The 23,241-nt window shown below is 62.1% G+C and carries 18 protein-coding genes and 1 riboswitch; of the genes, 12 read left to right on the plus strand and 6 right to left on the minus strand.

The window, feature by feature from the left end; translation table 11 throughout:
* Positions 1–89 precede the first annotated feature (89 nt).
* Positions 90–278, plus strand: a riboswitch (cobalamin riboswitch).
* 40 nt (positions 279–318) lie between these two features.
* Positions 319–1,008, plus strand: coding sequence for a 5,6-dimethylbenzimidazole synthase (gene bluB / locus FHT79_RS10825; RefSeq protein WP_028758681.1), 690 nt, complete (start codon positions 319–321; stop codon positions 1,006–1,008).
* Between the two features lie 3 nt (positions 1,009–1,011).
* Here the strand turns inward: bluB and FHT79_RS10830 are convergent, their stop codons facing one another.
* Complete coding sequence (locus tag FHT79_RS10830) at positions 1,012–2,103, minus strand: DUF2865 domain-containing protein (RefSeq protein ID WP_028758682.1); 1,092 nt, start codon at positions 2,101–2,103, stop codon at positions 1,012–1,014.
* Between the two features lie 338 nt (positions 2,104–2,441).
* On the opposite strand from FHT79_RS10830, the gene FHT79_RS10835 reads away from it, so the two are divergent.
* The gene (locus FHT79_RS10835) at positions 2,442–2,978 is read left to right on the plus strand and encodes a ribonuclease H (RefSeq protein ID WP_028758683.1); all 537 of its coding nucleotides are present in this window, start codon (positions 2,442–2,444) and stop codon (positions 2,976–2,978) included.
* Positions 2,979–3,044: 66 nt separating this feature from the next.
* On the opposite strand, the gene FHT79_RS10840 is transcribed toward FHT79_RS10835, so the two are convergent.
* Entirely contained in the window at positions 3,045–5,357 is a 2,313-nt protein-coding gene (locus FHT79_RS10840) for an NADP-dependent malic enzyme (protein ID WP_028758684.1), read from the minus strand.
* Positions 5,358–5,578: 221 nt separating this feature from the next.
* On the opposite strand from FHT79_RS10840, the gene FHT79_RS10845 reads away from it, so the two are divergent.
* Positions 5,579–7,018 carry an FAD-binding oxidoreductase gene (locus FHT79_RS10845; RefSeq protein ID WP_028758685.1) on the plus strand — a complete coding sequence of 480 codons (1,440 nt, stop codon included), beginning with the start codon at positions 5,579–5,581 and terminating at the stop codon, positions 7,016–7,018.
* Between the two features lie 119 nt (positions 7,019–7,137).
* Here the strand turns inward: FHT79_RS10845 and FHT79_RS10850 are convergent, their stop codons facing one another.
* Positions 7,138–7,698 (minus strand): TetR/AcrR family transcriptional regulator, encoded by a 561-nt coding sequence (locus FHT79_RS10850; protein WP_028758686.1) that lies wholly within the window; start codon positions 7,696–7,698, stop codon positions 7,138–7,140.
* 232 nt (positions 7,699–7,930) lie between these two features.
* Between FHT79_RS10850 and FHT79_RS10855 the strand changes: the two genes are divergently transcribed.
* On the plus strand, positions 7,931–9,109 hold the full coding sequence (locus FHT79_RS10855; RefSeq protein ID WP_183903356.1) for an efflux RND transporter periplasmic adaptor subunit: 1,179 nt from the start codon (positions 7,931–7,933) through the stop codon (positions 9,107–9,109).
* Between the two features lie 5 nt (positions 9,110–9,114).
* Positions 9,115–12,267: an efflux RND transporter permease subunit gene (locus FHT79_RS10860; RefSeq protein ID WP_183903357.1), complete on the plus strand. Its 3,153-nt coding sequence runs from the start codon at positions 9,115–9,117 to the stop codon at positions 12,265–12,267.
* A 95-nt stretch (positions 12,268–12,362) separates the two neighbouring features.
* Here FHT79_RS10860 and FHT79_RS10865 read toward each other — a convergent pair whose 3' ends face one another.
* Positions 12,363–13,112 carry a phosphoglycerate mutase family protein gene (locus tag FHT79_RS10865; protein ID WP_097594344.1) on the minus strand — a complete coding sequence of 250 codons (750 nt, stop codon included), beginning with the start codon at positions 13,110–13,112 and terminating at the stop codon, positions 12,363–12,365.
* Between the two features lie 263 nt (positions 13,113–13,375).
* Here FHT79_RS10865 and FHT79_RS10870 point away from each other — a divergent pair, with 263 nt between their 5' ends.
* Positions 13,376–14,188: a UDP-2,3-diacylglucosamine diphosphatase gene (locus tag FHT79_RS10870; RefSeq protein ID WP_097594346.1), complete on the plus strand. Its 813-nt coding sequence runs from the start codon at positions 13,376–13,378 to the stop codon at positions 14,186–14,188.
* A 179-nt stretch (positions 14,189–14,367) separates the two neighbouring features.
* Positions 14,368–15,588 carry an MFS transporter gene (locus FHT79_RS10875; protein WP_097594347.1) on the plus strand — a complete coding sequence of 407 codons (1,221 nt, stop codon included), beginning with the start codon at positions 14,368–14,370 and terminating at the stop codon, positions 15,586–15,588.
* Here the strand turns inward: FHT79_RS10875 and dgcA are convergent.
* On the minus strand, positions 15,540–16,523 hold the full coding sequence (gene dgcA, locus FHT79_RS10880) for an N-acetyl-D-Glu racemase DgcA (RefSeq protein ID WP_097594348.1): 984 nt from the start codon (positions 16,521–16,523) through the stop codon (positions 15,540–15,542). The genes FHT79_RS10875 and dgcA overlap by 49 nt on opposite strands.
* A 102-nt stretch (positions 16,524–16,625) precedes the next feature.
* On the opposite strand from dgcA, the gene FHT79_RS10885 reads away from it, so the two are divergent.
* The 5 genes from FHT79_RS10885 (at position 16,626) to FHT79_RS10905 (ending at position 22,054) form a co-directional block, all read left to right on the plus strand.
* Complete coding sequence (locus FHT79_RS10885) at positions 16,626–17,795, plus strand: MlaE family lipid ABC transporter permease subunit (RefSeq protein WP_179874661.1); 1,170 nt, start codon at positions 16,626–16,628, stop codon at positions 17,793–17,795.
* Between the two features lies 1 nt (position 17,796).
* The gene (locus FHT79_RS10890) at positions 17,797–18,636 is read left to right on the plus strand and encodes an ABC transporter ATP-binding protein (protein WP_047610063.1); all 840 of its coding nucleotides are present in this window, start codon (positions 17,797–17,799) and stop codon (positions 18,634–18,636) included.
* A gap of 9 nt (positions 18,637–18,645) precedes the next feature.
* Positions 18,646–20,016 (plus strand): MlaD family protein, encoded by a 1,371-nt coding sequence (locus tag FHT79_RS10895; RefSeq protein ID WP_097594350.1) that lies wholly within the window; start codon positions 18,646–18,648, stop codon positions 20,014–20,016.
* Positions 20,017–20,041: 25 nt separating this feature from the next.
* Positions 20,042–20,653, plus strand: a complete 612-nt coding sequence (locus FHT79_RS10900; RefSeq protein WP_097594351.1) for an ABC-type transport auxiliary lipoprotein family protein — start codon at positions 20,042–20,044, stop codon at positions 20,651–20,653.
* 147 nt (positions 20,654–20,800) lie between these two features.
* The gene (locus FHT79_RS10905; protein WP_097594431.1) at positions 20,801–22,054 is read left to right on the plus strand and encodes a sensor domain-containing diguanylate cyclase; all 1,254 of its coding nucleotides are present in this window, start codon (positions 20,801–20,803) and stop codon (positions 22,052–22,054) included.
* 24 nt (positions 22,055–22,078) lie between these two features.
* Here the strand turns inward: FHT79_RS10905 and FHT79_RS10910 are convergent, their stop codons facing one another.
* On the minus strand, positions 22,079–22,954 hold the full coding sequence (locus tag FHT79_RS10910; protein WP_097594352.1) for a D-alanyl-D-alanine carboxypeptidase family protein: 876 nt from the start codon (positions 22,952–22,954) through the stop codon (positions 22,079–22,081).
* Positions 22,955–23,241 lie beyond the last annotated feature (287 nt).

The following is a 23,241-nucleotide window of genomic DNA, read 5'->3' on the forward strand; positions in this document are numbered from 1 at the left end:
AGCCGCTTCAAACCGACGCGGGAGGGTGCGTGGCTCAACCTGGTTCCCGACTGCGACCTCGGGCCGGCTTGCCGTCGCCGCGCTTTCCTGAAATAGATGCGCCGTCAGGTGCCCGCCATCAACGCGGGAGAATCGGGAATCCGGTGCAAGGCCGGAACGTGCCCAACGCTGTAAGGCCGACGCTTGCCGCTTCATCTCGCCACTGGCTTCTCGCCGGGAAGGCTGCGGCAGACGGATGACGCCGAGTCAGAAGACCGGCCTGGCAAGATTGACCGATCCGCGCGGACGGCGGGCGGTTGCGTTGTTGGGGATTTGACGATGCGACCCTTTGATGAGGATGCCCTTTCGGCGGCGTCCGGTTTTTCCTTGGCCGAGCGCGAGGCCGTCTATCACGCGATCAAGACGCGGCGCGACGTTCGCAGCCAGTTCCTGCCCGATCCCTTGCCTGACGATGTCGTGGAGCGGCTGCTGACGGCCGCCCATCATGCGCCCTCCGTCGGCTTCATGCAGCCGTGGAATTTCATTCTGGTGAAAAGTGCCGCGGTCCGGGCGCGCGTCCAGGACGCCTTTGTGAAGGCCAATGAGGAGGCGGCGCTGATGTTTACCGGCGAGCGGCGGCAGGCATACCGCTCCCTCAAGCTCGAAGGCATCACGGAGGCACCGCTCGGCATATGCGTGACCTGCGACCCCACCCGCAGCGGCAGCGTGGTGCTGGGGCGCACCCACAATCCCAGGATGGATAGCTATTCCACAGTCTGCGCCATCCAGAATCTCTGGCTTGCGGCGCGGGCGGAAGGGGTCGGCATCGGCTGGGTCAGCATTTTTCGCGAAGGCGATCTGAAAAGCATTCTCGGCATACCCGAGCATATCGAGGTGGTCGCCTGGCTCTGTGCCGGTTTCGTCGATCGGCTTTATGACGAGCCGGAACTCTCCGTCAAAGGCTGGCGGCAGCGTCTGCCGCTCCAAGAGCTCGTCTTCCATGACGGGTGGGGACGCAACGACCCGTAGCAATCACTGCTGTTGAGGCTGCGGCCCCGGTGTTGCCGGATTGGCGAGGTCGATCGAGCCTTGATCACCGGCAAGAAATTGCGGGCCGACCTGGCGGACCTTGTTCTGCACGGGATCGTAGGGGCGCTCCGGGACGGATGGTTGCGGTGGGGCTGCGGCAGCATCCTTCGCCCTGGGATTGGTGCGGATGGTGGTGATCGAACCTTGTTGCGGCGGTTCGCTTGACGGCTGCTTGCCGCGCATCTCATCGTAGTAGGCGGTGAGATTGCAGGCGCAGGAGGACTTTTCCCCCGGCGTGCGGTTCTTGTAGGCAAAGGCGTTTTTCATGGCGCTGTAGGGCGTGCCCGTTGCGACCGAGATCATGTTCGAGGCTTCGGTGCTCGTCACGTCACGATAGAACAGCTCTGTCTCGATACCCGGGCACATCTTGGCGCACGTCTGGGCGTCGCGGCCGAAATCGACCGAAGTGGCGTTCGAGCTGATCGGGAAGAAGCCGCCGTCGCAGGTGCGCACACACATGGTGCTGACCGGCGAGAGCATTTCGGCCCGCGGCAGGCCGTAGCGCGGATCGACCTCTTCACCGCCGCCGAGCGGAATGAAGGTATCGGTGCGCATCGCCTGCTCCTCGATGCTCGGGGCGGGGTCGGCGGCGCTGCGATCGCTCGGGGCATAGAAGTTTTCGCTGTTGCAGCCATTGCGATCGAGCGCGGAGATCAGTTCACGGCGCGTCCCATCATCGCCGCTCTGGCCGGCCAGCTCGTTACGGCGGTCCTGGAGATATTGGATATTGTCGATCATGCGGCCTTCGGACTGCGAGAGTTCACCGCAATAATCGGCATTCTCGCCGCCGATCACGACCATGCTGCCCGAGGTGCAGCCATTGTTGCGCAGCTCGTTGCGAACCTTGCGCAGCTCGAGGTTCTGCTCGGCCATGGCGCTGGCATATTGGCGCGCTTCCCGGCCGTTGCTATTGCCGATCGATCGCGGCAGATCGGCGAGACGGCCGCGCAGGTCCTCGCAGACAGCGCTCGTCTGGGCGGCGGCCGGCGCTGCGAAGGCGAGGAGGAGGGCAAGAGACAAGTTTCGGCGTTTCACGGCGTCGTCCGGGGTGAGCAAAAAGTCGATCGGTCGATTGCGGCCTCGATCGCCGCGCATTGTCTCTTAAGGCGTTTCTCTTAATGAGCTTGGAGAAAATCCTAGCGCATTTTCGCGATCTTATCCAGCAGACGCGGGTAATCTTCCGTAAGGGGAGGTCGGGGCAGATTCATTGTCCATGATCCACATTGCCCTACAGTTCTCGGTCGGGGCGGGCACTGTTGCCGCCACCATCGTCAATGGTTGACACAACGCAGAGGTACAGTTCGAATGTCCGCTTCGGGGCGAGCAGGCAGTCGCAAATTGCGCTGGCGCAGCGAAGGCAAAAAGCGGAGAAAATGACGAGCATTTCCAACAAGCTTCACTTCCCTGCAACAACAGTCGGAATATCGGAAGGCCAACATGGCCTCCACCTCTTCGTCGACGGTTGCTACGAACCCGGCTCCGGGCATGGGGGTTGGGCTTTTGTCGCTTATCGCGATGCCGTGGAGATCGCCTCCGGCTTCGGCGGCGTCGAAGATTCCGCCAATAATTCGATGGAATTGGCCGCCGTCCTCGAGGCGGCAATATGGATCAATAGCCAAACGACAGGCGAAGCTGCGACCATCTGGTCGGATTCCGTCTACGTCGTCAAAGGCTGCAACAGCCGGCGGCATATCTGGAAGAACAATGGCTGGAAGAAAAGCAGCCCGAATGGCAATGGCCGAAGCCGAACGATCGCCAATGCGGAACTCTGGAAAGCGGTTGACCTTCAGCTGTCCCAGAACGGTCTGGTGGCAATTGCCTGGTGCAAAGGCCATTTCGGCATCGCCGGCAACGAACGTGCGGACGCGCTTGCGGATAGAGGGCGCCTTTCGTTACAAGGCGCCCGATAGCTGTTTCATATCAACCGGTTGCAGATGCCCAGGACAAGCCTGAGCATGACGAAATGAGGAGCCGGCTTAGGCCGGCTGCGATGCTTCGACGACGGCGAGTGCCGCCATGTTGACGACGCCGCGGGAGGTGACCGAAGGGGCAAGGATGTGTGCGGGCAGGGCCGTGCCGAGCAGGATCGGTCCGACATGCAGGCCGTCGGTCATCGACTTGACGACACCAAGCGTGATGTTGGCGGCATCGAGGTTCGGGAAGACCAGGAGGTTCGCTTCGTCGTGCAAGGTCGTGTCCGGCATGACGCGCTTGCGCAGCGCTTCGGTGATGGCGCTTTCGCCGTGCATTTCGCCGTCGACTTCGAGATCGGGAGCGGCGTCGCGCACGAGCTGCAGAGCGCTGCGCATTTTCGTGGCGCTTTCGGATTCGCGCGAGCCGAAGTTCGAATGCGAGACGAGGGCGGCGCGCGGGGTGATGCCGAAACGGCGGATTTCCTCGGCCGCCAGCACCGTCGCCTCGGCAACCTCCTCGGCGGTCGGATTGAAGGTGACGTAGGTGTCGGTGAAGAAGGTGGCGCCGCGCTGCGAGATCATCAGGCTGAGTGCGGAGAAATCACGGACATCCTTGCGCTTGCCGATGATCAGGCGGACATCGCGCAGGTGCTTCTCGTAGCGGCCTTCGAGGCCGCAGATCAGCGCATCGGCCTCACCGCGCCGCAGCGCCAGCGCGCCGATGACGGTGGTGTTGGTGCGCACGATGGTGCGGGCGGCTTCGGGAATGACGCCGCGGCGGCCGACGAGCGAGAAATAGAGATCGACATATTCACGGAAGCGCGGATCGTCTTCCGGGTTGATCACCTCGAAATCCTGCAGCGGCCGGATGCGCAGCCCGTAACGCTTGAGGCGCGTTTCGATGACCTGCGGGCGGCCGATGAGGATCGGTTCGGCGAGGCCTTCCTCGAGCAGCACCTGGGCGGCGCGCAGCACGCGTTCGTCCTCGCCTTCGGAGAAGATGACGCGCTTGCGCTCTGCAGCCTTGGCGGCGGTGAAGATCGGCTTCATGACGAAGCCGGAGCGGAAGACGAAGCGGTTCAGCTGGTCGAGATAGGCGTCGAAATCCTGGATCGGGCGACGCGCCACGCCGCTCAGTTCTGCTGCCTTGGCGACCGCAGGCGCGATGCGGAGGATGAGGCGCGGATCGAAGGGCGAGGGGATGAGGTAATCCGGACCGAAGACCGGGGTCTCACCGGAATAGGCACGGGCGGCGACGTCGGACGGCTCTTCGCGGGCAAGCGCGGCGATGGCGCGCACCGCCGCCATCTTCATTTCCTCATTGATCGTCTCGGCGCCGCAATCGAGCGCGCCGCGGAAGATATAGGGGAAGCAGAGGACGTTGTTGACCTGGTTGGCGAAATCCGAGCGGCCGGTGCAGATCATCGCATCGGGGCGGGCGGCGCGGGCGAGATCCGGCATGATCTCCGGCGTCGGGTTGGCGAGCGCCATGATCAGCGGCTTGTCGGCCATCTGCGCCAGCAGCTCCGGCTTCAGGACGCCGGCGGCGGAAAGGCCGAGGAAGACGTCGGCGCCGCCGATATTTTCGGCCAGCGTGCGCGTGTCGCTCTTCTGGGCATAGACGGATTTCCATTCGTCCATCAGCTCGGTGCGGCCCTCATAGACGAGGCCTTCGAGATCGTGGACCCAGATGTTTTCGCGCTTCGCCCCGAGAATGACAAGCAGGTTGAGGCAGGCAAGGGCGGCAGCACCCGCGCCGGAGGCGACGATCTTGATGTCGGCGATGTTCTTGCCGGCGAGTTCCAGCCCGTTCAGAATCGCGGCGGCGACGATGATCGCCGTGCCGTGCTGATCGTCGTGGAAGACGGGGATCTTCATCTTCTCGCGCAGGCGCCGCTCGACCTCGAAACATTCCGGCGCCTTGATATCTTCGAGGTTGATGCCGCCGAAGGTCGGCTCCAGCGAGGAGACGGTCGAGACCATCTGCTCGACGCTTGCTGCGTCGATCTCGATGTCGAAGACGTCGATGCCGGCGAATTTCTTGAAGAGTACGGCCTTGCCCTCCATAACCGGCTTGGAGGCGAGCGGACCGATATTGCCGAGGCCGAGCACGGCGGTGCCGTTGGAGATGACGGCGACGAGATTGGCGCGCGAGGTGTATTCGGCCGCCATTTCGGGATTGTCGCGGATGGCGAGGCAGGGGGCGGCAACACCCGGCGAATAGGCGAGCGCCAGGTCGCGCTGGTTGCCGAGTGGCTTGGTCGCCTGGATCTCCAACTTGCCCGGACGGGGATAGCGGTGGAAGAAAAGCGCCTGTTCGTCGAGATCGCCGCTCGTCAGGTTCTTTTCCGTCTTGGATTTATCCGGGTGATCCATTGCCGCCTCCGTGCACGTCTTTTGAGTTTTCCTCCATACATCAATCGGCTACGGGGGACAGTATGGAAATGGGGGATGGGAAAAGTTTTCGTGATGGGCGTGCCGTGGGGCCAAGCGGCGGCCTCCGTTAGCTAATCCTTTTGGAAAACTTGTTTGACGACCTCAACAGGCGCAGGATGCCGGCCGCGACGGTGCGGGGCGCCGGTCGCATGGAGGAAATCATGGACAATTTGAACCTGACGACTCTGCAAAGGGGTCAGACGATGGTCAATGACGTAGCCATCGATGCCTTTGCCGCCGGATTTCGCGGCAGTCTGCTGACCAGCAAGGATATGGATTACAACGATGCGCGGGCGATCTGGAATGCGATGATCGATCGCCGGCCCGGGCTTATCGCGCGCTGCGCTGGTGCAGCCGATGTCGTGCGGGCAGTGCGGTTTGCACGCGACAATAATCTGCTCGTTTCAGTGCGTGGCGGCGGGCACGGCATTGCCGGCAACGCCGTCTGCGAGGGCGGTATCGTCATCGACCTGTCGGCGATGAAGTCGGTGCGGATCGATCCTGAGACCAAGCGCGCCAGGATCGAGCCGGGGGCGACGCTTGCCGATGTCGACAAGGAAACGCTGGCCTTCGGGCTGGTACTGCCGACCGGGATCAATTCCACCACCGGCATCGCCGGCCTGACGCTCGGCGGCGGCTTCGGCTGGCTGACCCGCAAATTCGGGCTAACGCTCGACAATCTGCTTTCGGTCGATGTGGTGACGGCCGACGGTGAACTGGTCAAGGCGAGCGAGACTGAGAAACCTGACCTGTTCTGGGCGCTGCGCGGCGGCGGCGGCAATTTCGGCGTCGTCACCTCCTTCGAGTTCAAGCTCAACTCGCTCAATACAGAGGTTCTGGCCGGCCTCGTCGTGCATCCCTTCGCCGATGCGGAAAAGGTGCTTAAGGAGTACCGGCAGGCACTGGAAGAAGCACCCGACGAGCTGACCTGCTGGGTGGTGATGCGCCAGGCGCCGCCGCTGCCGTTCATTCCCACCGAATGGCACGGCAAGGAGATCGTGGTGCTCGCCATGTGCTATTGCGGAGACATTGCGGCGGGAGAGAAGGCTGCGGCGAGATTGCGCGCGATCGGAAAGCCGATTGCCGATGTCGTCGGCCCGGTGCCGTTCACCGGCTGGCAGCAGGCATTCGACCCGCTGCTGACGCCCGGTGCGCGCAATTACTGGAAGAGCCAGGATTTCGCCGCCCTATCGGATGCGGCAATCGACGTGCTGCTCAAGGCCGTGCGCAAGCTGCCCGGACCGGAATGCGAGATCTTCATCGGCCATGTCGGCGGTGCTGCCGGCCGCGTGCCCACAGAGGCCACCGCATTTCCGCAGCGCAGCTCGCATTTCGTCATGAATGTGCATGCCCGCTGGCGGGAAACGGGAATGGACGGAAATTGCGTCGGTTGGGCGCGGGAACTCTTCGAGGCAACCAAGCCGCATTCGGTCGGCACCGCCTATGTCAACTTCATGCCGGAGGACGAGACCGATCGGGTCGAAAGCGCTTACGGTGCCAATTACAGCCGCCTTGCCGAAATCAAGCGGCGTTACGATCCGAACAATCTGTTCCGGATGAACCAGAACGTCAAACCCACGGCGGCCGTACGGGCTGCCTGACGGGAATGGCGCGACATCAAGGCATTGAGCCTGCGCCGCGCGTTCGCTTTACGCGCGGCGGCAAAATGATCCGAGTGCTCGACGACTGATGTCCTCGGCCGGTGACAATCTGTTCCTTGTCAGCCTTTGGTGAGTTCGATCAATTGCTGCAACAGCGCCGTGTCGTCGGGAGCCGCCTGGTTGTCAGGCCTCAGAACATGGGTAAGCCATGCTCCGTCCGCCGCCAGGCGAACGATTTCGAGCCGCATTCCAGCGTCGGTTTCGGCGTGTTTGATGAGCCGGTCATTCATCCATTTATGCCAGAGCGACTTGGAGTAGGGGTCGGCAAGCACGGTCATGGTCTGCGCCGACCAAGGGCTGTTGTTGAGGGCGCGGTCGGCAAATAGCGTGCGGACATAGGCGCGGGTGAATGTGCCGTGGCCGCCCTTATCCCTTTCCAGTTCCTGGTCGATCTCGCGGTCGAGATTTTCCATCATGCCGTCGAATACGGCTTCTATGAGCGCCTGCTTATTGGGGAAGTGGTGAAACAGACCTCCCTTGGTCACGCCGGCTGCGCTGGCGACTGCCTGCAGGCTGACGGCGGCGAGACCATGTTCGAGCGCCAGCTTCGTGGCGCAATCGAGAAGAGCCTGCCGCACGACATCCGGCTGTTTCTTTCTGTTGCGAGGGCTATCTACCAATGCATGACCTGTGTTCGGGATAAGCTTCGCGTCGAGACGGTTCGAGAGGATCAGTATCACTCCCGGGATCGCCGGACCATGGGAACTTCAAGTATGAGAATGCTATCATACCGACCGGTAGGTATCTTGTAATGCGAAAAAAGATCGACTATCTGTCGGTTCACGAGGCCCGCCGAACGTCATGTCGGCGGGCTGTGCTTTTTTGGACCCCAGCGGACCATCAGGAAGGCTTATGAATATGCTTTTTCGTCCGAAATCATTAGGTTACGCGCTGACGCTGGCGCTGTTGCTCGGCGCCGGACTGCCGGCTCACGCACAGGAAGGCGGCGCGATGCCGCCTGCAGCCGTCAGCGTCCTGACGCTCAAGGCGCGTCCGGTTCCCGTTATCAGCGAATTGCCCGGCCGCATTGCCGCAACGCGCGTTTCGGAAGTGCGGGCTAGGGTTTCCGGCATCCTGCAGGAACGGGTGTTCGAGCAGGGCAGTCTCGTTCACCAGGGTGACGTGCTCTACCGGATCGATCCGGCGCTCTTCCGGGTCCGCGTGGCGAGTGCCGAGGCAAGCCTCGAGCGCGCCAAGGCGACGCAGTTGAATGCCCGCCAGCAATTGGAGCGCCAGAAGTCGCTGCGCGACCGCGATGTCGCAAGCGGTATCGAATATGATGCGGCCGCCGTCGCCCTTGCCCAGGCCGATGCCGATGTCGCGCTGGCGCAGGCAGCGCTCGACGAGGCGAAGATCAATCTCGGCTATACCGAAGTCCGGGCGCCGATCACTGGCATCATCGGCGGCGCGCTGGTGACGGAAGGCGCGCTGGTGACGGCCGACGCCGGGGATGCACTGGCGATGATCCAGCAGATCGACCCGGTCTATGCCGACTTCACGCAATCCTCCGGAGACCTGCTGGCGCTGACGCGGGCGGTCGAGAACGGCAGCCTGGCATCGACGGAAGCCGGGAAGGCCGATATCAAGCTCGTCTTCGACGACGGCACGGTCTATGGCGAAGCCGGAAAGCTGCTCTTCAGCAGCGCCAGCGTCGATGCAACGACGGGTCAGGTCACGCTCCGCGGTGAATTCCCCAATCCGAAGGGCGACCTGCTGCCGGGGCTTTATGTCCGTGTTCGCATCGAGCAGGCCGTCCGTGAGAAGGCAATCCTCATTCCGCAGCGCGCCGTCATCCGCACGGCCGATGGCAAGGCGCAGGTCTATGTCGTCCTGGAGGGAGACGCGGCGCAACCGCGCGATATCGAACTCGGTCAATCCTCCGGCAATGAATGGGTCGTCGAAAGCGGCCTGTCGTCGGGCGAACGCCTTGTCGTCGACGGTGTCCAGAAGCTGCAGCCGGGCGCAAAGGTCGCGCCGGAAGAATGGCGGGATGGCCAGCTCGCGTCCGGTGACGCCAAGAAGCCGGAGTAAACTCGATGGCACGTTTCTTTATCGATCGCCCGATCCTTGCCTGGGTCTTTGCGATCTTCATCTCCATCGCCGGCCTGATCGCGCTGCCCTTCCTGCCGGTCGCCCAATATCCGAAGGTCGCGCCGCCGCAACTCAGCATCACCACAAGCTATCCCGGCGCGTCGCCGCAAGATATCTATCAGGGCGTCACCCGCCAGATCGAGGAAGAGCTGAACGGGGTCGAGCATCTTTCCTATTTCGAGTCGACCTCCGATACATCGGGCGCGATGACGATCACTGCGACTTTTGCGGCAGGCACCGATATCGACCAGGCCTCGGTTGACGTTCAGAACGCCATCCGCCGTGTCGAGCCGCGGTTGCCGCAGTCGGTCAAGGATCAGGGCATCACGGTCGAGGAGGCGTCGTCCGGCTTCCTGATGTTCATCTCGCTGACCTCGACAGACGGCAAGACCGATGAGGTGGCGCTCGGCGATTATCTCAACCGGAACGTCATCGGCGAGCTGCGCCGTCTCGAAGGCGTCGGTCGCGCGCAGTTGTTTGCCTCGCAGCGGGCGATGCGTATCTGGATCGATCCCGACAAGATGGTCGGCCTCAATCTCGCCGCCTCTGACATCAGCGCGGCGATTTCGGCGCAGAATGCCCAGGTGGCGGCGGGCCAGATCGGCGCCGCACCCAATCCGATCTCGCAGGACCTGACGGCGACGGTGCTGGTCAAGGGACAGTTGACCGACACCAAGGAGTTCGGAGACATCGTGCTGCGCGCCAATGCCGACGGATCGAACGTCAGGCTGCGCGATGTCGCGCGCATCGAAGAGGGCAGCGAGAGCTACAGCTTTTCCACCCGCTTGAACGGACAGCCGAGTGCGGCGATCGCCATCCAGCTGTCGTCGACAGGCAATGCCGTCAATACCTCCAATCTGGTCAAGGCGAAGATGGAGGAGCTATCGCGCTTCTTCCCGGCGGGCGTCGAATATGCGGTTCCCTACGACACCAGCCCGTTCGTCTCGGCATCGATCGAGAAGGTGGCGCATACGCTCGCAGAAGCCGTCGCACTCGTCTTCGTCGTCATGCTCATCTTCCTGCAGAGCTTCCGCTACACCATCATTCCAACGCTCGTCGTGCCGGTCGCGCTGCTTGGGACGCTTGCTGTCATGTATGCCGCCGGCTTCTCGATCAACGTGCTGACGATGTTTGCGATGGTGCTGGCCATCGGCATTCTCGTCGACGACGCCATCGTGGTGGTGGAAAACGTCGAGCGGCTGATGGCGGTGGAAGGGCTGTCGCCAAAGGAGGCGACCAAGAAGGCGATGCGACAGATCACCGGCGCGATCCTCGGCATCACGCTGGTTCTTTCCTGCGTCTTCGTGCCGATGGCGTTCTTCCCGGGCTCGACCGGCATCATCTACCGCCAGTTCAGCCTGACCATGGTTGTCTCAATCCTGTTTTCGGCCTTCCTGGCGCTGTCGCTGACACCGGCGCTCTGCGCCACCTTCCTGAAACCGATCAAGGGCCATCATGAAAAGAAGGGCATGGCCGGCTGGTTCAACCGCAATTTCGACCGGCTGACCGGCCGCTACGCCCGCACCGTCGGGGGATTGGCCAAGCGCTCCTGGCGGGTCATGGCCGTCTATCTCGCGCTGGTCGTCGGCCTCGGCTATCTCTTCGTCAACCTGCCGAGCAGCTTCGTGCCGGATGAGGACCAGGGATTCCTGATCGTCGACGTGCAGGGACCGCCGGAGGCGAGCCGCAACCGCACCGTGGCTTCGCTCGAAAGCATCGAGGCGATCTTCAGGAAGGAACCGGCCGTTGCCAACGTCGTCGCGATCCAGGGCTTCAGCTTCTCCGGGCAGGGACCGAACGCCGCCCTGGTGTTCGTCACGCTCAAGGACTGGGCCGAACGCGGCGCCGGCAATTCGGTGCAGGAGATCTCCAACCGCGCCAATATGCAGCTGTTTGGGCTGAAGGATGCCACGTCCTTCGCGCTGTCGCCGCCGCCGATCGAAGGTTTCGGCACGACCAACGGCTTCACCTTCCGCCTTCAGGATCGTGGGGCGAAGGGCCAGGCGGCACTGACCGAGGCGGCGGGCATTCTGATCGGCAAGGCATCTGAGAATCCCGTCATCGCCGGTATCCGCCCGGAAGGCATGCCCGACTCGGCCCAACTCGTGCTGGTCATCGACCGCGAAAAGGCAAATACCTTCGGCGTCGCCTTCGCCGACATCAACAGCACGATCACCGCCAATCTCGGTTCGAGCTATGTCAACGACTTCCCGAATTCGGGCCGCATGCAGCGCGTCATCGTGCAGGCGCAGGACAAGAGCAGACTTCAGGCCGAAGACCTGATGAAGCTCAATGTCCGCAATGCGAGCGGCGGCATGGTGCCGCTGTCGTCCTTCGCCATCGCCGAATGGCAGAAGGGACCGGCGCAGATCGTCGGCTATAACGGCTACCCCGCCGTGCGCATTTCCGGCGCTCCGGCGCCGGGATATTCATCGGGCGCGGCGATTGCCGAAATGGAGCGGCTGGCCGCCGAACTTCCCGACGGCTTCGGCTTCGAATGGACCGGCCAGTCGCTGGAGGAGCTCAGATCCGGATCGCAGGCGCCGTTCCTGTTCGGCCTCAGCATTCTTTTCGTCTTCCTGCTGCTGTCGGGGCTTTACGAGAGCTGGTCGATCCCGCTGTCGGTGATGCTGGTCGTGCCGCTCGGCGTCATCGGCTGTGTGCTCGCGGTGATGAGCCGCGACATGTCCAACGACATCTACTTCAAGGTCGGCCTGATCGCGATCATCGGATTGTCGGCCAAGAACGCCATCTTGATCGTCGAATTCGCCAAGGACGGCTTTGCCGAGGGGAAATCGCTGATGGAGGCTGCGATCGAAGGCGCTCGTCTGCGCTTCCGGCCGATCATCATGACTTCGCTCGCCTTCACCTTGGGCGTGGTGCCGCTGGCGATCGCCACCGGGCCAAGCGCGGCCAGCCAGAATGCCATCGGCACCGGCGTGCTTGGTGGCATGATCTCGGCGACGGTGCTGGCGATCTTCTTCGTTCCCGTCTTCTTCGTCTTCGTGCTGCGTCTCCTGAGGACGAAACGGCCGGAGGCGATGAACGAGGAAGCGTCGACCGCGCAGGAGCCGGCAACCATGACGTCACCGAGCTGACGCGACGTCACCGCCTGAACCGACGAGTTGGCGGGTTGCCTTGCGCAACCCGCCACACACCTTCGCACCGGGCCGTTCATTTCTAGGCTGTGTTGCTAGCCGCCGAGCTTCGGCGTGATCGTCATGTCGGCGCCATACGCATCGCGCAGTTCGCCTTCCTGTCCCGGCTGCCGATCGACCGCCTGATGCAGCAGGATCGACTCGTATCCTTGCGAGCGCGTCCCCTCGATCAGGGTGATATCGGCGTTTCCGGGATTGTCGGAGCGCTCGAACCACTCGACGGGGCGGTGCAGGAAGTTCATTTCCACCGCCCGGTTGGTGACGCCATGGCCGACGATCACGACGTTGTGGTCGCTATTTTCGGCGTCGTGCATGACGGTCTGCAGGAACAGGCGCACCCGCTGGGCCACATCCGCCCGGCTCTCGCCATCCGGCGGCCGAGCGTAGAATTTGCCGCTGTTGCTGCGCAGCCTTGCCCATTTTTCGAACTCGTCGGGAAACTTCTGCTTCTGTTCGGCATGATCATAGATCTCGGTGAAGAGACCGAAATCCTGCTCGCGCAGCAGATAATCCTCCCTGATGTCACCGACGACGCTTTCCGGCAGGGCTGCAAGCAGCGCATCCTTGCTCTGCCGCGTCCTGAGAAAGGGCGAGTACCAGATGTGCAGCTTGCCGAAACCGGCGCTCGGCAACGCCGTGACATAGGAGGCGATCACGCTGCCTGCCTCCAGCGCCTGCCGATAGCCCCACTGCGTCAGCGGAACGTTATGATCGCCGAATTGGCGATAGGCCTGTTCATTGATGTTGCCGAGGGATTCGCCGTGGCGAACGAGAAAGATACGCATCAGCCATCCCGCATTGTCGGATATGAATCGCTGTCATCATGACCGCCCTGAATGCGCAGGGCAACATGGCTGGCGGGCCGCGCGGCGATGGACACTCTGCCAGCGCAGCGACGGGCATTCTGCCCGCGCGGCGCAGGCATTCTGCCAGCGGGGGATGAGCGGTTTGCAGCGCTTTTCCACATCTTGTCATCATCCTGAAACACGAGTCTGGTTTTGGAAGGTTAGATGAAAGATGGGGACATGAGCGGCAGCTCGTGAAAGACATGATGGAACCCAGATATTTCCGCACGCTCTTCATTTCCGATGTCCACCTCGGCTCGAAGGCCGCGAAGGCCGACTTCCTCTTGGATTTCCTGCGCCACCACGAAGCCGAAACAATCGTGCTCGTCGGCGACATCGTCGACGGCTGGCGTCTGAAGCGCAGCTGGTATTGGCCGCAGGTCTGCAATGACGTCGTTCAGAAACTGCTGCGCAAGGCGCGCAAGGGCACCCGCGTCGTCTATATTCCCGGCAATCACGACGAATTCCTGCGAGACTTCCCGGGCATGCATTTCGGTGGCATCGAGGTCGTCGAGCGCATGATGCATGACGGCGCCGACGGCAAGAAATACCTGATCCTGCACGGCGACGAATTCGACGTCGTCGTCCGCAACGCCCGGCTGCTCGCCTATCTCGGCGACTGGGCTTACGATACGGCGATCCGCATCAACATTCTCCTGGCGGCAGTGCGCCGCCGGCTCGGTATGCCCTACTGGTCGTTCTCGGCCTGGGCCAAGCTGCAGGTCAAGCATGCCGTCAACTTCATCGGTGAATTCGAGCGCGTCGTGGCCGAGGAAGCCCGCAAAAACGGCGCCGATGGCGTGATCTGCGGACATATCCATCATGCCATCATTCAGGACATGGACGGCATCCGCTACATCAACACCGGCGATTGGGTGGAAAGCTGCACGGCGGTCGCCGAGCACGAGGACGGTACGTTCGAACTGATCACCTGGCGGGCGCTCGCCAGCAGCGTGCCGGCGCTTGCCGCCATCGAAATGCATGACGAGGGCGAACTCGCCCCCCAAGCTGCCTGATTTTGGCGGCCTGATTTTTGTGCTGGCACATCCGTGCCCGCGCTCCCAAGAATTTAGCCGTTACCGTCAGGTGACAGGCCCTATTTATTTTCTAAAACGTTTCAGAACGGCTATTTCTCGCAATAGTCGCCTCCAGGGTGGCGTGTTAGGACAACGTCCAGTTTCCTTCAGGTCTGCCCATGATTCCCGCTCAACATTCCCCGACGGGTGAGGGAGCGCCGCCGCGCTTCCGGCTGCTCAGCGCGCTTTCCTATTGTGCGCCGCTGCTCGTCAACGGCATCGTTCTGCCGTTCTTTCCCGTCTGGCTCGCAACCCACAGCTTCAGCGATCACGAGATCGGCATCATCCTTGCCGTACCGATGGTGGTTCGCGTGCTGGTGGCGCCTGTCGTCGCCATGATCGCCGATCGCCTGAAGGAACGCGCCGACGTCTTGCTCTGGTCTGGCTGCCTGTCGCTGCTGACGGCGATTGCGCTCTTCTGGACGACGACCTTCTGGCCTGTGACGATCGTCTATGCGCTGCAGGGCGCCACCTTCGCGCCCTATGTGCCCGTCGTCGAATCGATCGTCATCTCGGGCGTGCGCCGTTGGGGGCTCGATTACGGATCGATGCGAGTGTGGGGCTCTATCGCCTTCATCGTCTCGACGTTGGTCGGTGGCCAGTTGATCAGCCGGTGGGGCGGCGAGATGGTGCTTGATATCATGGTGTTCGGCTTCATCATGACCGTCGTCATGGCGATCTTCTGTCCGCGCATCGGGCCGACGCGGCGGCGCGGCCAGCCGATCAACATTCCGGCCGCCACCGGCAGCGGGTTGCGCGAGCCGCATCTGCTGCTGCTTCTGATCGGCGTCGCCATCCAGCAGTCGAGCCACGCTGTGCTCAACGCTTTTTCCTCGATCTACTGGCATCAACTCGGCTTCTCCGGCACGCAGGTCGGCCTGCTCTGGAGCGCCGGCGTCGCTTCGGAGGTAACGGTGTTTTTCCTGTCGAAACGTCTCAACCGGCGCTTCAACGCCTGGACGCTGATCCGCTTCGGCTGCGCCGTCAGCGTCTGCCGCTGGATCCTGTTTCCGATGAATACGGGCTTTGTCGGTTTCTTTCTGCTGCAGTGTTTCCACGGCTTCACCTATGCCTTCGTGCATACCGGGGTGCAGCGGCGGATCATGGCGACGGTGCAGGAAACACAGGAATCATCGGCGCAGGGCGCCTATTTCTTCTATGTCGGCATGGCGATGGCGCTGATGACGTTGACGTCGGGTTATCTCTATTCCTGGCTCGGTGTCGTCAGTTATTACGTCATGGCGCTGGTCGCGCTCTCCGGCCTCGGCCTCGTCATCTCAGCCTATTATCTTCAGCCCCAGAGGGTGCTTTCCGGCGGAAAGACCAGGGAAGCGGCGTAGCGCAGGCCGGGCTCGCGGTCGCGTGCAAGCAGCAACGGACCATCGAGATCGACGAAATCGGCAGTCTGGGCGAGCAGCACGGCCGGCGCCATGGCAAGCGAGGTGCCGACCATGCAGCCGATCATGATGCCGAATCCAAGCCGTTCGGCCTCGGCCTTCGTTGCCAGGGCCTCCGTCAGGCCGCCGGTCTTGTCGAGCTTGATGTTGATCGCGTCGTAGCGGTCGGCGAGGCTTGCGAGATCGCCGGTGTGGTGGACGCTCTCGTCGGCGCAGACGAGGAGCGGGCGGCGGATTTCGGCAAGCATCCCATCGCGGCCAGCCGGCAGCGGCTGTTCGACGAGCGCCACCCCCGCTTGCGCCGCGATATTGAGGTGGCGTTCGAGCACCGCTTCCGGCCAGCCCTCATTGGCGTCAAGGATGATTTTGGAATCGGGTGCGGCCGCGCGGACGGCGCGGATGCGGCTTTCATCATCGCCGGTTCCGACCTTGACCTTGAGCAGTGCGCGGCCGGCATGTTCGCGCGCCTGGGCGGCCATCACCTCCGGCTCACCGAGCGAGATGGTGTAGGCGGTGGTGAGCGGCTTCAGATCGGCAAGGCCGAGACGGACGGCGACGCTTTCACCCGTTCGTTTCGCTTCCAGGTCCCAGAGAGCGCAATCGACGGCGTTGCGCGCAGCGCCCGGCGGCATCGCCGACAGCAGGTCGCTGCGCGAAATGCCTGCCTCGACCAGCGGACGCGCGGCCTCGATCTGGGCGAAAACGCTCTCCATGGTCTCGCCATAGCGGCGATAGGGCACGCATTCGCCAAGCCCCCGGGCACCGTCTTCGGCGAGTGTACAGGTGATGACATCGGCCTCGGTCTTGGCGCCGCGCGAGATGGTGAAAGTCCCGGCAATCGGAAAGGAATTCATCTGGATATCGAGGGTGCGCGGCATTATTGCTGTCCTGCGAGCATGGAAATTGCACGTTGCTTCTGTATATTGACGCGCCGGTCGTCGAACGGTCCGTTCGCGATTCGCGGCAAGTTGCTGTAAGCCTTGAAAGACATAAGTATCTTGAACGCCGAGAATCGCAACGCTGCCTCGCTTGACGTGGACGACCAGGCCGATGGTTCGGGGCAGCATGTGCGTCTGAGCGGCAATTGGCGCAGCGCCTATATTCATTTCGTGCTGCGCGACTTCGAAAAGCTCCTTCATCAGAAGGCCGGCGACCTGACTGTCGACCTCTCGCATATTTCGGATATCGATACCGCCGGAATCTGGCTGCTGTGCCGGCTGAAGAAGGAAGAGGAGGCGGCTGGACGGACGGTTCGCTTCGAAGGCACCAATCAGCATATCGACGAAATGCTGGCGATGTTTTCCGAGGAGCCGGCCAAACCCGAGCCGGAGCAGCAGGAGAAGGTCTCGCTCGTCGCGCGCATCTTCGCGCCCGTGGGCAAGATGACCTACGAGGTCTGGGACAATTTCGCCGCCGCCATGTATATCCTCGGCTCGGCGGTGCGTGGTGCGCAGATGAAATTCGGGCGCGGCAGCGGCGTTTCGCCGGCCTCGATCGTCAACCAGATCGACCATATGGGCGTTCGCGCCGTTCCGATCATCCTCCTGATGTCGTTTCTGATCGGGGCGATCATCGCCCAGCAGGGCGCCTTCCAGCTGCGCTACTTCGGCGCCGAGGTTTTCGTCGTCGATCTCGTCGGCATTCTGCAATTGCGCGAAATCGGCGTGCTTCTCACCTCGATCATGATCGCCGGCCGTTCGGGCAGCGCGATCACCGCCGAAATCGGCTCGATGAAGATGCGCGAAGAGATCGACGCGCTGAAGGTGATGGGGCTGAACCCGATCGGTGTGCTGATCTTCCCGCGGCTGGTGGCGCTGACCATCGCGCTGCCGCTTCTGACGGTGCTGGCGAATTTCGCGTCGCTCGCCGGTGCGGCTGCGGTCGCCTGGGGTTATTCCGGCATCACCTTCGCCAATTTCCTGGCGCGTCTGCACGAGGCGGTGACGCTGTCGACGGTGCTCTCAGGCATGATCAAGGCGCCGTTCATGGCACTCGTCATCGGCATTGTCGCCGCCGTCGAAGGGCTGAAGGTCGGCGGCAGCGCGGAATCGCTCGGCCAGCACGTAACGGCCGCGGTGGTGAAGGCGATTTTCGTCGTCATCCTGATGGACGGGTTATTTGCGATGTTCTATGCAGCGATCAACTTCTAGCATGGCGAGCCCCGTGAACGAGCAACCGATCGAAAGCGAAGGACAGGGCAGGGATGTCGTGCTCTCGGCGCGCGACGTCACCGTCGGCTTCGGCTCCAAAGTGGTGCTCGACAATCTGAATCTCGATATCTATCGCGGCGAGATTCTCGGATTCGTTGGCGCGTCGGGCACCGGCAAATCCGTGCTGATGCGCACCGTGCTCCGGCTGCTGCCGCGCCGCTCCGGCACAATCAAGATCCTTGGCCAGGATTTCGACGAACTCGACGAACCCCAGCGCAACGCGCTCGATATGCGGCTTGGCGTACTATTCCAGCAGGGTGCGCTGTTTTCGTCGCTGACGGTCAAGGAAAATATCCAGGTGCCGATGCGCGAATATCTCGATCTGCCGCGCTCGCTGATGGACGAATTGGCGCATCTGAAGATCCGTATGGTCGGGCTTGCTGCTGACGCCGCCGACAAATACCCGTCCGAACTCTCCGGCGGCATGATTAAGCGCGCCGCGCTTGCCCGCGCGCTGGCGCTCGATCCGGAACTCGTCTTCCTGGACGAACCGACCTCGGGTCTCGACCCGATCGGCGCTGCCGAATTCGATGAACTGATCGCCAACCTGCGCGATAGTCTGGGACTGACCGTATATATGGTAACGCATGACCTCGACAGCCTGTTTTCGGTCTGCGACCGTATTGCCGTGCTCGGAAAGAAGCGGGTAATGGTGGAAGGCACGATCGACGACATGCTGGCCTATGACGATCCGTGGGTGCAGGCCTATTTCAAGGGTAAGCGGGCGCGGTCGATCGTGCCGCAGGACAATGGCGTGCGGCACGGCAGCAGCGGGAAGTGACCGGATAAGATGGAAACCAAAGCCAATTACACGATTGTCGGTTTTTTCACGGTGCTGGTGATCGCGGCTGCCTTCGGCTTCGTCTACTGGATGGCGGAGTATGGCCGTGGCGGCCCGATGACGGAACTGATCGTTCGGATTCCAGGATCGGCGAACGGCCTTAGTGTCGGCTCGCCGGTGCGCTTCAACGGCATCCAGATCGGCTCGGTGCAGACACTGTCGATCGATGCCGACGATCCGCAATATTCGCTGGCCTTCACCCAGGTGCGCACCGATGCGCCGATCTACCCGTCCACCAAGGCCGCCCTTGAAATCCAGGGCTTGACCGGGGCCGCCTATATCGAACTCTCAGGCGGCCGCAAGGGCGAGGAAAGCATCCTCCAGCATGCGATCGACAATAACAAACGCGCCGTCATCGTCGCCGACCAGTCAAGCGTCACCAATCTTCTGGCGACCGCAGACAAGATCCTCGATCGCGCCAACGACGCGGTCGGCGAACTTCAGGGTTTCATCGAGGATTCGCGCGGGCCGCTGACCGAGACTTTTAAGAATGCCGAGACTTTCTCGGACGCGCTTGCCAAGAATTCCGGCAATATCGACTCCTTCCTGCAGAGCGTCGGCCAGCTTTCGGAGACGGTGAAGGCGGTTTCCGGCCGCGTCGACTCGACGCTCAAGGCCGTCGAAGAGCTGGTCAAGGCGGTCGATGCGCAGAAGATCGACAACATCGTTTCCAATGCGGAGAAGCTCACCGCCAATGTTGCCGATGCCTCGGGCGACCTCAAGGGTGCGATCCAGAAATTCGACCAGACTGCCACCACCTTCAACGATTTCGGCAAGCAGGCGCAGGCCACACTCGACCGCGTCGATACGCTCGTCGCCCAGATCGACCCGGCAAAGGTGAAGGGTTCCGTCGACGACATCGCGCAAGCGACCAAGGATGCGCGCACCGCCGTCGCCTCGATTCGCGATGTCGCCGATACGGTTTCAGCCCGCAAGAAAGACATCGACCAGACGATCCAGGACGTCTCGCAGCTTACCAACAAGCTGAATTCGGCTTCGACCCGCATCGACGGGATTCTCATCAAAGTCGATGCGCTGCTCGGAACCGACAATACGCAATCGCTGTTCACTGAGGCGCGCGATACGCTGGAATCCTTCAAGAAGGTGGCCGACAACCTGAATTCGCGCATCGGCCCGATCGCCGACAATCTGCAGAAATTTTCGAGCGGCGGCTTGCGCGACGTGCAGACTCTCGTCAACGACATGCGCGGAACCGTGAACAATCTGAACGATACGATCACCAACTTCGACCGCAATCCGCAGCGCCTGATCTTCGGCGGGGACACGGTCAAGCAATATGACGGCCGGACGCGGCGTTAACAGGGGAAGTCAGGGGTAGCCTAATATGGTCGCATCGCATCTGTTGTCGCGCCGTTCGTGGATCAAGGGAACGGTGATCGCGCTGCCGCTGACGGCGCTGATCCTTTCGGGGTGCGGCACCGCGGCCAAGAACGATACCTATGACCTGTCCGCGGCCGTCGACGGCGACGGGCCTGCGGCCAAATCCCGCCAGATCCTGATCGCCAGCCCGACGGCGCTGCGGGCGCTCGACAGCGAGCAGATCGTCATCCGTGTTTCGTCTTCGGAAATTCAGTATCTCTCGCGGGCGCAGTGGGGCGACAAGCTGCCGCGCATTGTACAGTCGAAGCTGGTGGAAGCTTTCGAGAACTCCGGCAAGCTCGGCGGCGTTGGCATGCCGGGGCAGGGGCTGGCGATCGACTACCAGGTCGTCACCGATATCCGCTCCTTCGAGATCGATGCGTCGAGCGGCAATCAGGCTGTGGTCGAAATCTCGGCCAAGATCCTCAACGACCGCAACGGCTCGGTGCGCGCCCAGAAGGTGTTCCGCGCCACGGCACCGGCCGGCGGCGACAATGTCGGCTTCGTCAAGGGTCTCGACCGCGCCTTCTCCAAGGTTGTCTCCGAGATCGTCAGCTGGACGCTGCGCTCAATCTGAGATGGCGGGTCGCGACCGCTGCGTCGACATCAAGGGTTGCTGATTCTGAAGAATATTTGGCCTCATGAGTTTGGGGTCGCCATCGTATTCAATTTCTTCATGAATTTGTGGAACGCATCATGTTATCGCTATCAGGAGGCATGCTGCATGGTGGTCGCACGCGTATTCGGAAAGTCGTCGTCGGAAGCGATTCAGCGCGAAAATGCTCGGTTGGCTGCGCTGCAGCAGCTCGACCTTCTCGATACGCCGAGGGACGAAGGCTTCGAGCGGATCGTACGCCTGATAAAGCAGATATTTTCCATCGACATCGGCATCGTATCCCTGATCGATGCGCATCGGCAGTGGTACAAGGCATGCTCCGGCCTTTCGGCCGACGAGGTATCGCTCGAAGACACGTTCTGCCGCTGCGTTGTGGACTGTGACGAGCCTGTTATCGTGCAGGATGCCACGAAGGATGCCCGCTTTTCGAAGCATCCTGCAGTGACAGGCGAAGACCATATCCGCTTTTATGCCGGCGTGCCGCTGAGAACAAAAGCCGGGCACTTGATCGGGACGGTATGCGCCATCGACCGTCGGCCAAGATCGTTCGGCAACCGAGAGCTCAGCATCCTCCAGGAGCTGGCGGGGGCGGCGATGGACCGCATCGAGCTCATGCAATCGGCCGCCACCGACAGCCTGACCGAGACGATGACACGGCGCGCCTTCAAGCAGGAAGCCGATCAGCTGATCTCGCTCGCTCTGCGGCATAAGCATGACCTCTCGTGCATCGTCTTCGATATCGATCATTTCAAGCAGGTGAACGATACGCATGGGCATGCCGCAGGCGACGAGGTTCTCAAGGCGGTCGCAGCGGTCTGCAGGACGGCGCTCCGAGCCGGTGATCTTTTCGGCCGTCTTGGAGGCGAGGAGTTTGGCGTTATCCTGCCGCATGTCGACCGGGAAGGTGCTGTCGCCGTCGCCGAGAAACTCAGAGCCGCCATCGCCTCTGAGATCATTCGCGGCGATCACGGCGCCCTGACCGTTACGGCCAGCTTCGGAACGTCGGCGCTTTCGATCGTCAGCAAGGAAATCGAGACCCTGCTGGCCCAAGCCGATGCCGCGATGTATCAAGCCAAGCACAGCGGACGGAATCGTTGCGTGTCGTGGAGTTCCATCCACGCCGATCACGCCATCGGCGCGCGACGGCGGGTGCTGAAGGCGGGTTCGATCCTGTTCAACGATCGACGCTCGACCATCGACTGCACCGTCAAGTCCATCGGTTCGGAGAGCGCCGGCATTTCGGTCTCCAATACGTCAGGCATTCCGCCGGAATTCATCCTTGCCATCAAAGGCGAAGGCTTCGAAACGAATTGCAGGGTGATCGCCCAAGACCGGCAACACCTGGAGGTGGCTTTCAGATAAGCCGTCAGCAAAAACCTGCCGGAGCTACTTCGTCGGTTGCGAATCCGTCATCGTCGCTCCCGGCTGGCTGCCGGGTGTCGTGGAAGCTGTGGTGGTCGATGACGCCGGCAGGGTGCTGTCCAGCAGGCTTGCCATCTTGTCGTCGCGCAGGCTCGCGGTCTTTTCGCCCATGACGACGCCGACCACGCGGCGGCCATCCTTCTGCGCCGACGTCACGACGTTATAGCCCGATGCGTCGGTATAGCCGGTCTTGATGCCGTCGACGCCGTCATAGCGATACATGAGGTTGTTATGGCCGCGCAGCTTCATGCCGCGGAACTGGAAGCCGCGCATGGAGAAGAGCTTGAACTCCTCGGGGAAGTCCCGCATCAGCGAAATTCCGAGTGTGGCCATGTCACGCGCCGTGGTGACCTGCTCCGGATCGGGAAGACCCGACGGATTCTTGAAGACAGTATCCTTCATGCCGAGCTGGCGTGCCTTATCGGTCATCGCCTCGGCGAAAGCCTGTTCGGAGCCGCCAAGCTGCTCGGCGATCGCCACCGCCGCATCATTGGCCGACAGCACGACGATTCCCTCGACCGCTTCGCGCAGCGTCACCTTGCGGCCGGCGCCGACGGCGAGCTTGAAAGGCTCCTTGCTCTCGGCATTTTCCGACATGGTGAGCTTCTGGTCCCAGTTGAGGCGCCCGTCATGCAGGGCCTCGAAGGCAAGATAGAGCGTCATCATCTTGGTCAGCGACGCCGGATAGTTCAGGTCGTCCTCATTGGAGCTTTCGAGGACCTGACCGGACTGCGCATCGACGACGAAGCTTGCCTGGCCCGCCTCAGCCAGAGTGAAAGCGCCCATCAGGAAAATGGAAGAGAGCGCGGTGGCAAGGAGCCGGGATGTCGTCTTGGTCATCAATATTGCTGTCTCTGTCGTTTCGATGATCGAGTGGGCCGTTGGCCTGAATGCAGCGGATTATAAAAGTTTGTGACGGAATGAAGGACGAGGGGCAATAAAAAAGGGTCATCCACAGCTGGTTCCTTTTGTCTCACCGTTTTCGGTTTTGACAAGGATGCGCCCGGCACGTAGAAAACTCGCCATGAGCATGAAGCCCGCGCTTTTCTCCCGTCATATCAGCACCTGCCTGCAGGTCGTGACGGTGCGCGCTTTTGGCGGACGAGGTCTTCGCGTCCTGCTGTGAC

The sequence above is a fragment of the Rhizobium sp. BK212 genome (genome assembly GCF_014197475.1).
Lineage (GTDB): Bacteria > Pseudomonadota > Alphaproteobacteria > Rhizobiales > Rhizobiaceae > Rhizobium > Rhizobium anhuiense.

Excerpts from the sequence above, each read along its gene's own strand:
- bluB (WP_028758681.1), top strand. The coding sequence starts at position 319 with ATGCGACCCTTTGATGAGGATGCCCTTTCGGCGGCGTCCGGTTTTTCC.
- FHT79_RS10835 (WP_028758683.1), top strand. The coding sequence starts at position 2,442 with ATGACGAGCATTTCCAACAAGCTTCACTTCCCTGCAACAACAGTCGGA.
- FHT79_RS10840 (WP_028758684.1), bottom strand. The coding sequence starts at position 5,357 with ATGGATCACCCGGATAAATCCAAGACGGAAAAGAACCTGACGAGCGGC.
- FHT79_RS10845 (WP_028758685.1), top strand. The coding sequence starts at position 5,579 with ATGGACAATTTGAACCTGACGACTCTGCAAAGGGGTCAGACGATGGTC.
- FHT79_RS10855 (WP_183903356.1), top strand. The coding sequence starts at position 7,931 with ATGAATATGCTTTTTCGTCCGAAATCATTAGGTTACGCGCTGACGCTG.
- FHT79_RS10860 (WP_183903357.1), top strand. The coding sequence starts at position 9,115 with ATGGCACGTTTCTTTATCGATCGCCCGATCCTTGCCTGGGTCTTTGCG.
- FHT79_RS10865 (WP_097594344.1), bottom strand. The coding sequence starts at position 13,112 with ATGCGTATCTTTCTCGTTCGCCACGGCGAATCCCTCGGCAACATCAAT.
- FHT79_RS10870 (WP_097594346.1), top strand. The coding sequence starts at position 13,376 with ATGATGGAACCCAGATATTTCCGCACGCTCTTCATTTCCGATGTCCAC.
- FHT79_RS10875 (WP_097594347.1), top strand. The coding sequence starts at position 14,368 with ATGATTCCCGCTCAACATTCCCCGACGGGTGAGGGAGCGCCGCCGCGC.
- dgcA (WP_097594348.1), bottom strand. The coding sequence starts at position 16,523 with ATGCCGCGCACCCTCGATATCCAGATGAATTCCTTTCCGATTGCCGGG.
- FHT79_RS10890 (WP_047610063.1), top strand. The coding sequence starts at position 17,797 with ATGGCGAGCCCCGTGAACGAGCAACCGATCGAAAGCGAAGGACAGGGC.
- FHT79_RS10895 (WP_097594350.1), top strand. The coding sequence starts at position 18,646 with ATGGAAACCAAAGCCAATTACACGATTGTCGGTTTTTTCACGGTGCTG.
- FHT79_RS10900 (WP_097594351.1), top strand. The coding sequence starts at position 20,042 with ATGGTCGCATCGCATCTGTTGTCGCGCCGTTCGTGGATCAAGGGAACG.
- FHT79_RS10905 (WP_097594431.1), top strand. The coding sequence starts at position 20,801 with ATGGTGGTCGCACGCGTATTCGGAAAGTCGTCGTCGGAAGCGATTCAG.
- FHT79_RS10910 (WP_097594352.1), bottom strand. The coding sequence starts at position 22,954 with ATGACCAAGACGACATCCCGGCTCCTTGCCACCGCGCTCTCTTCCATT.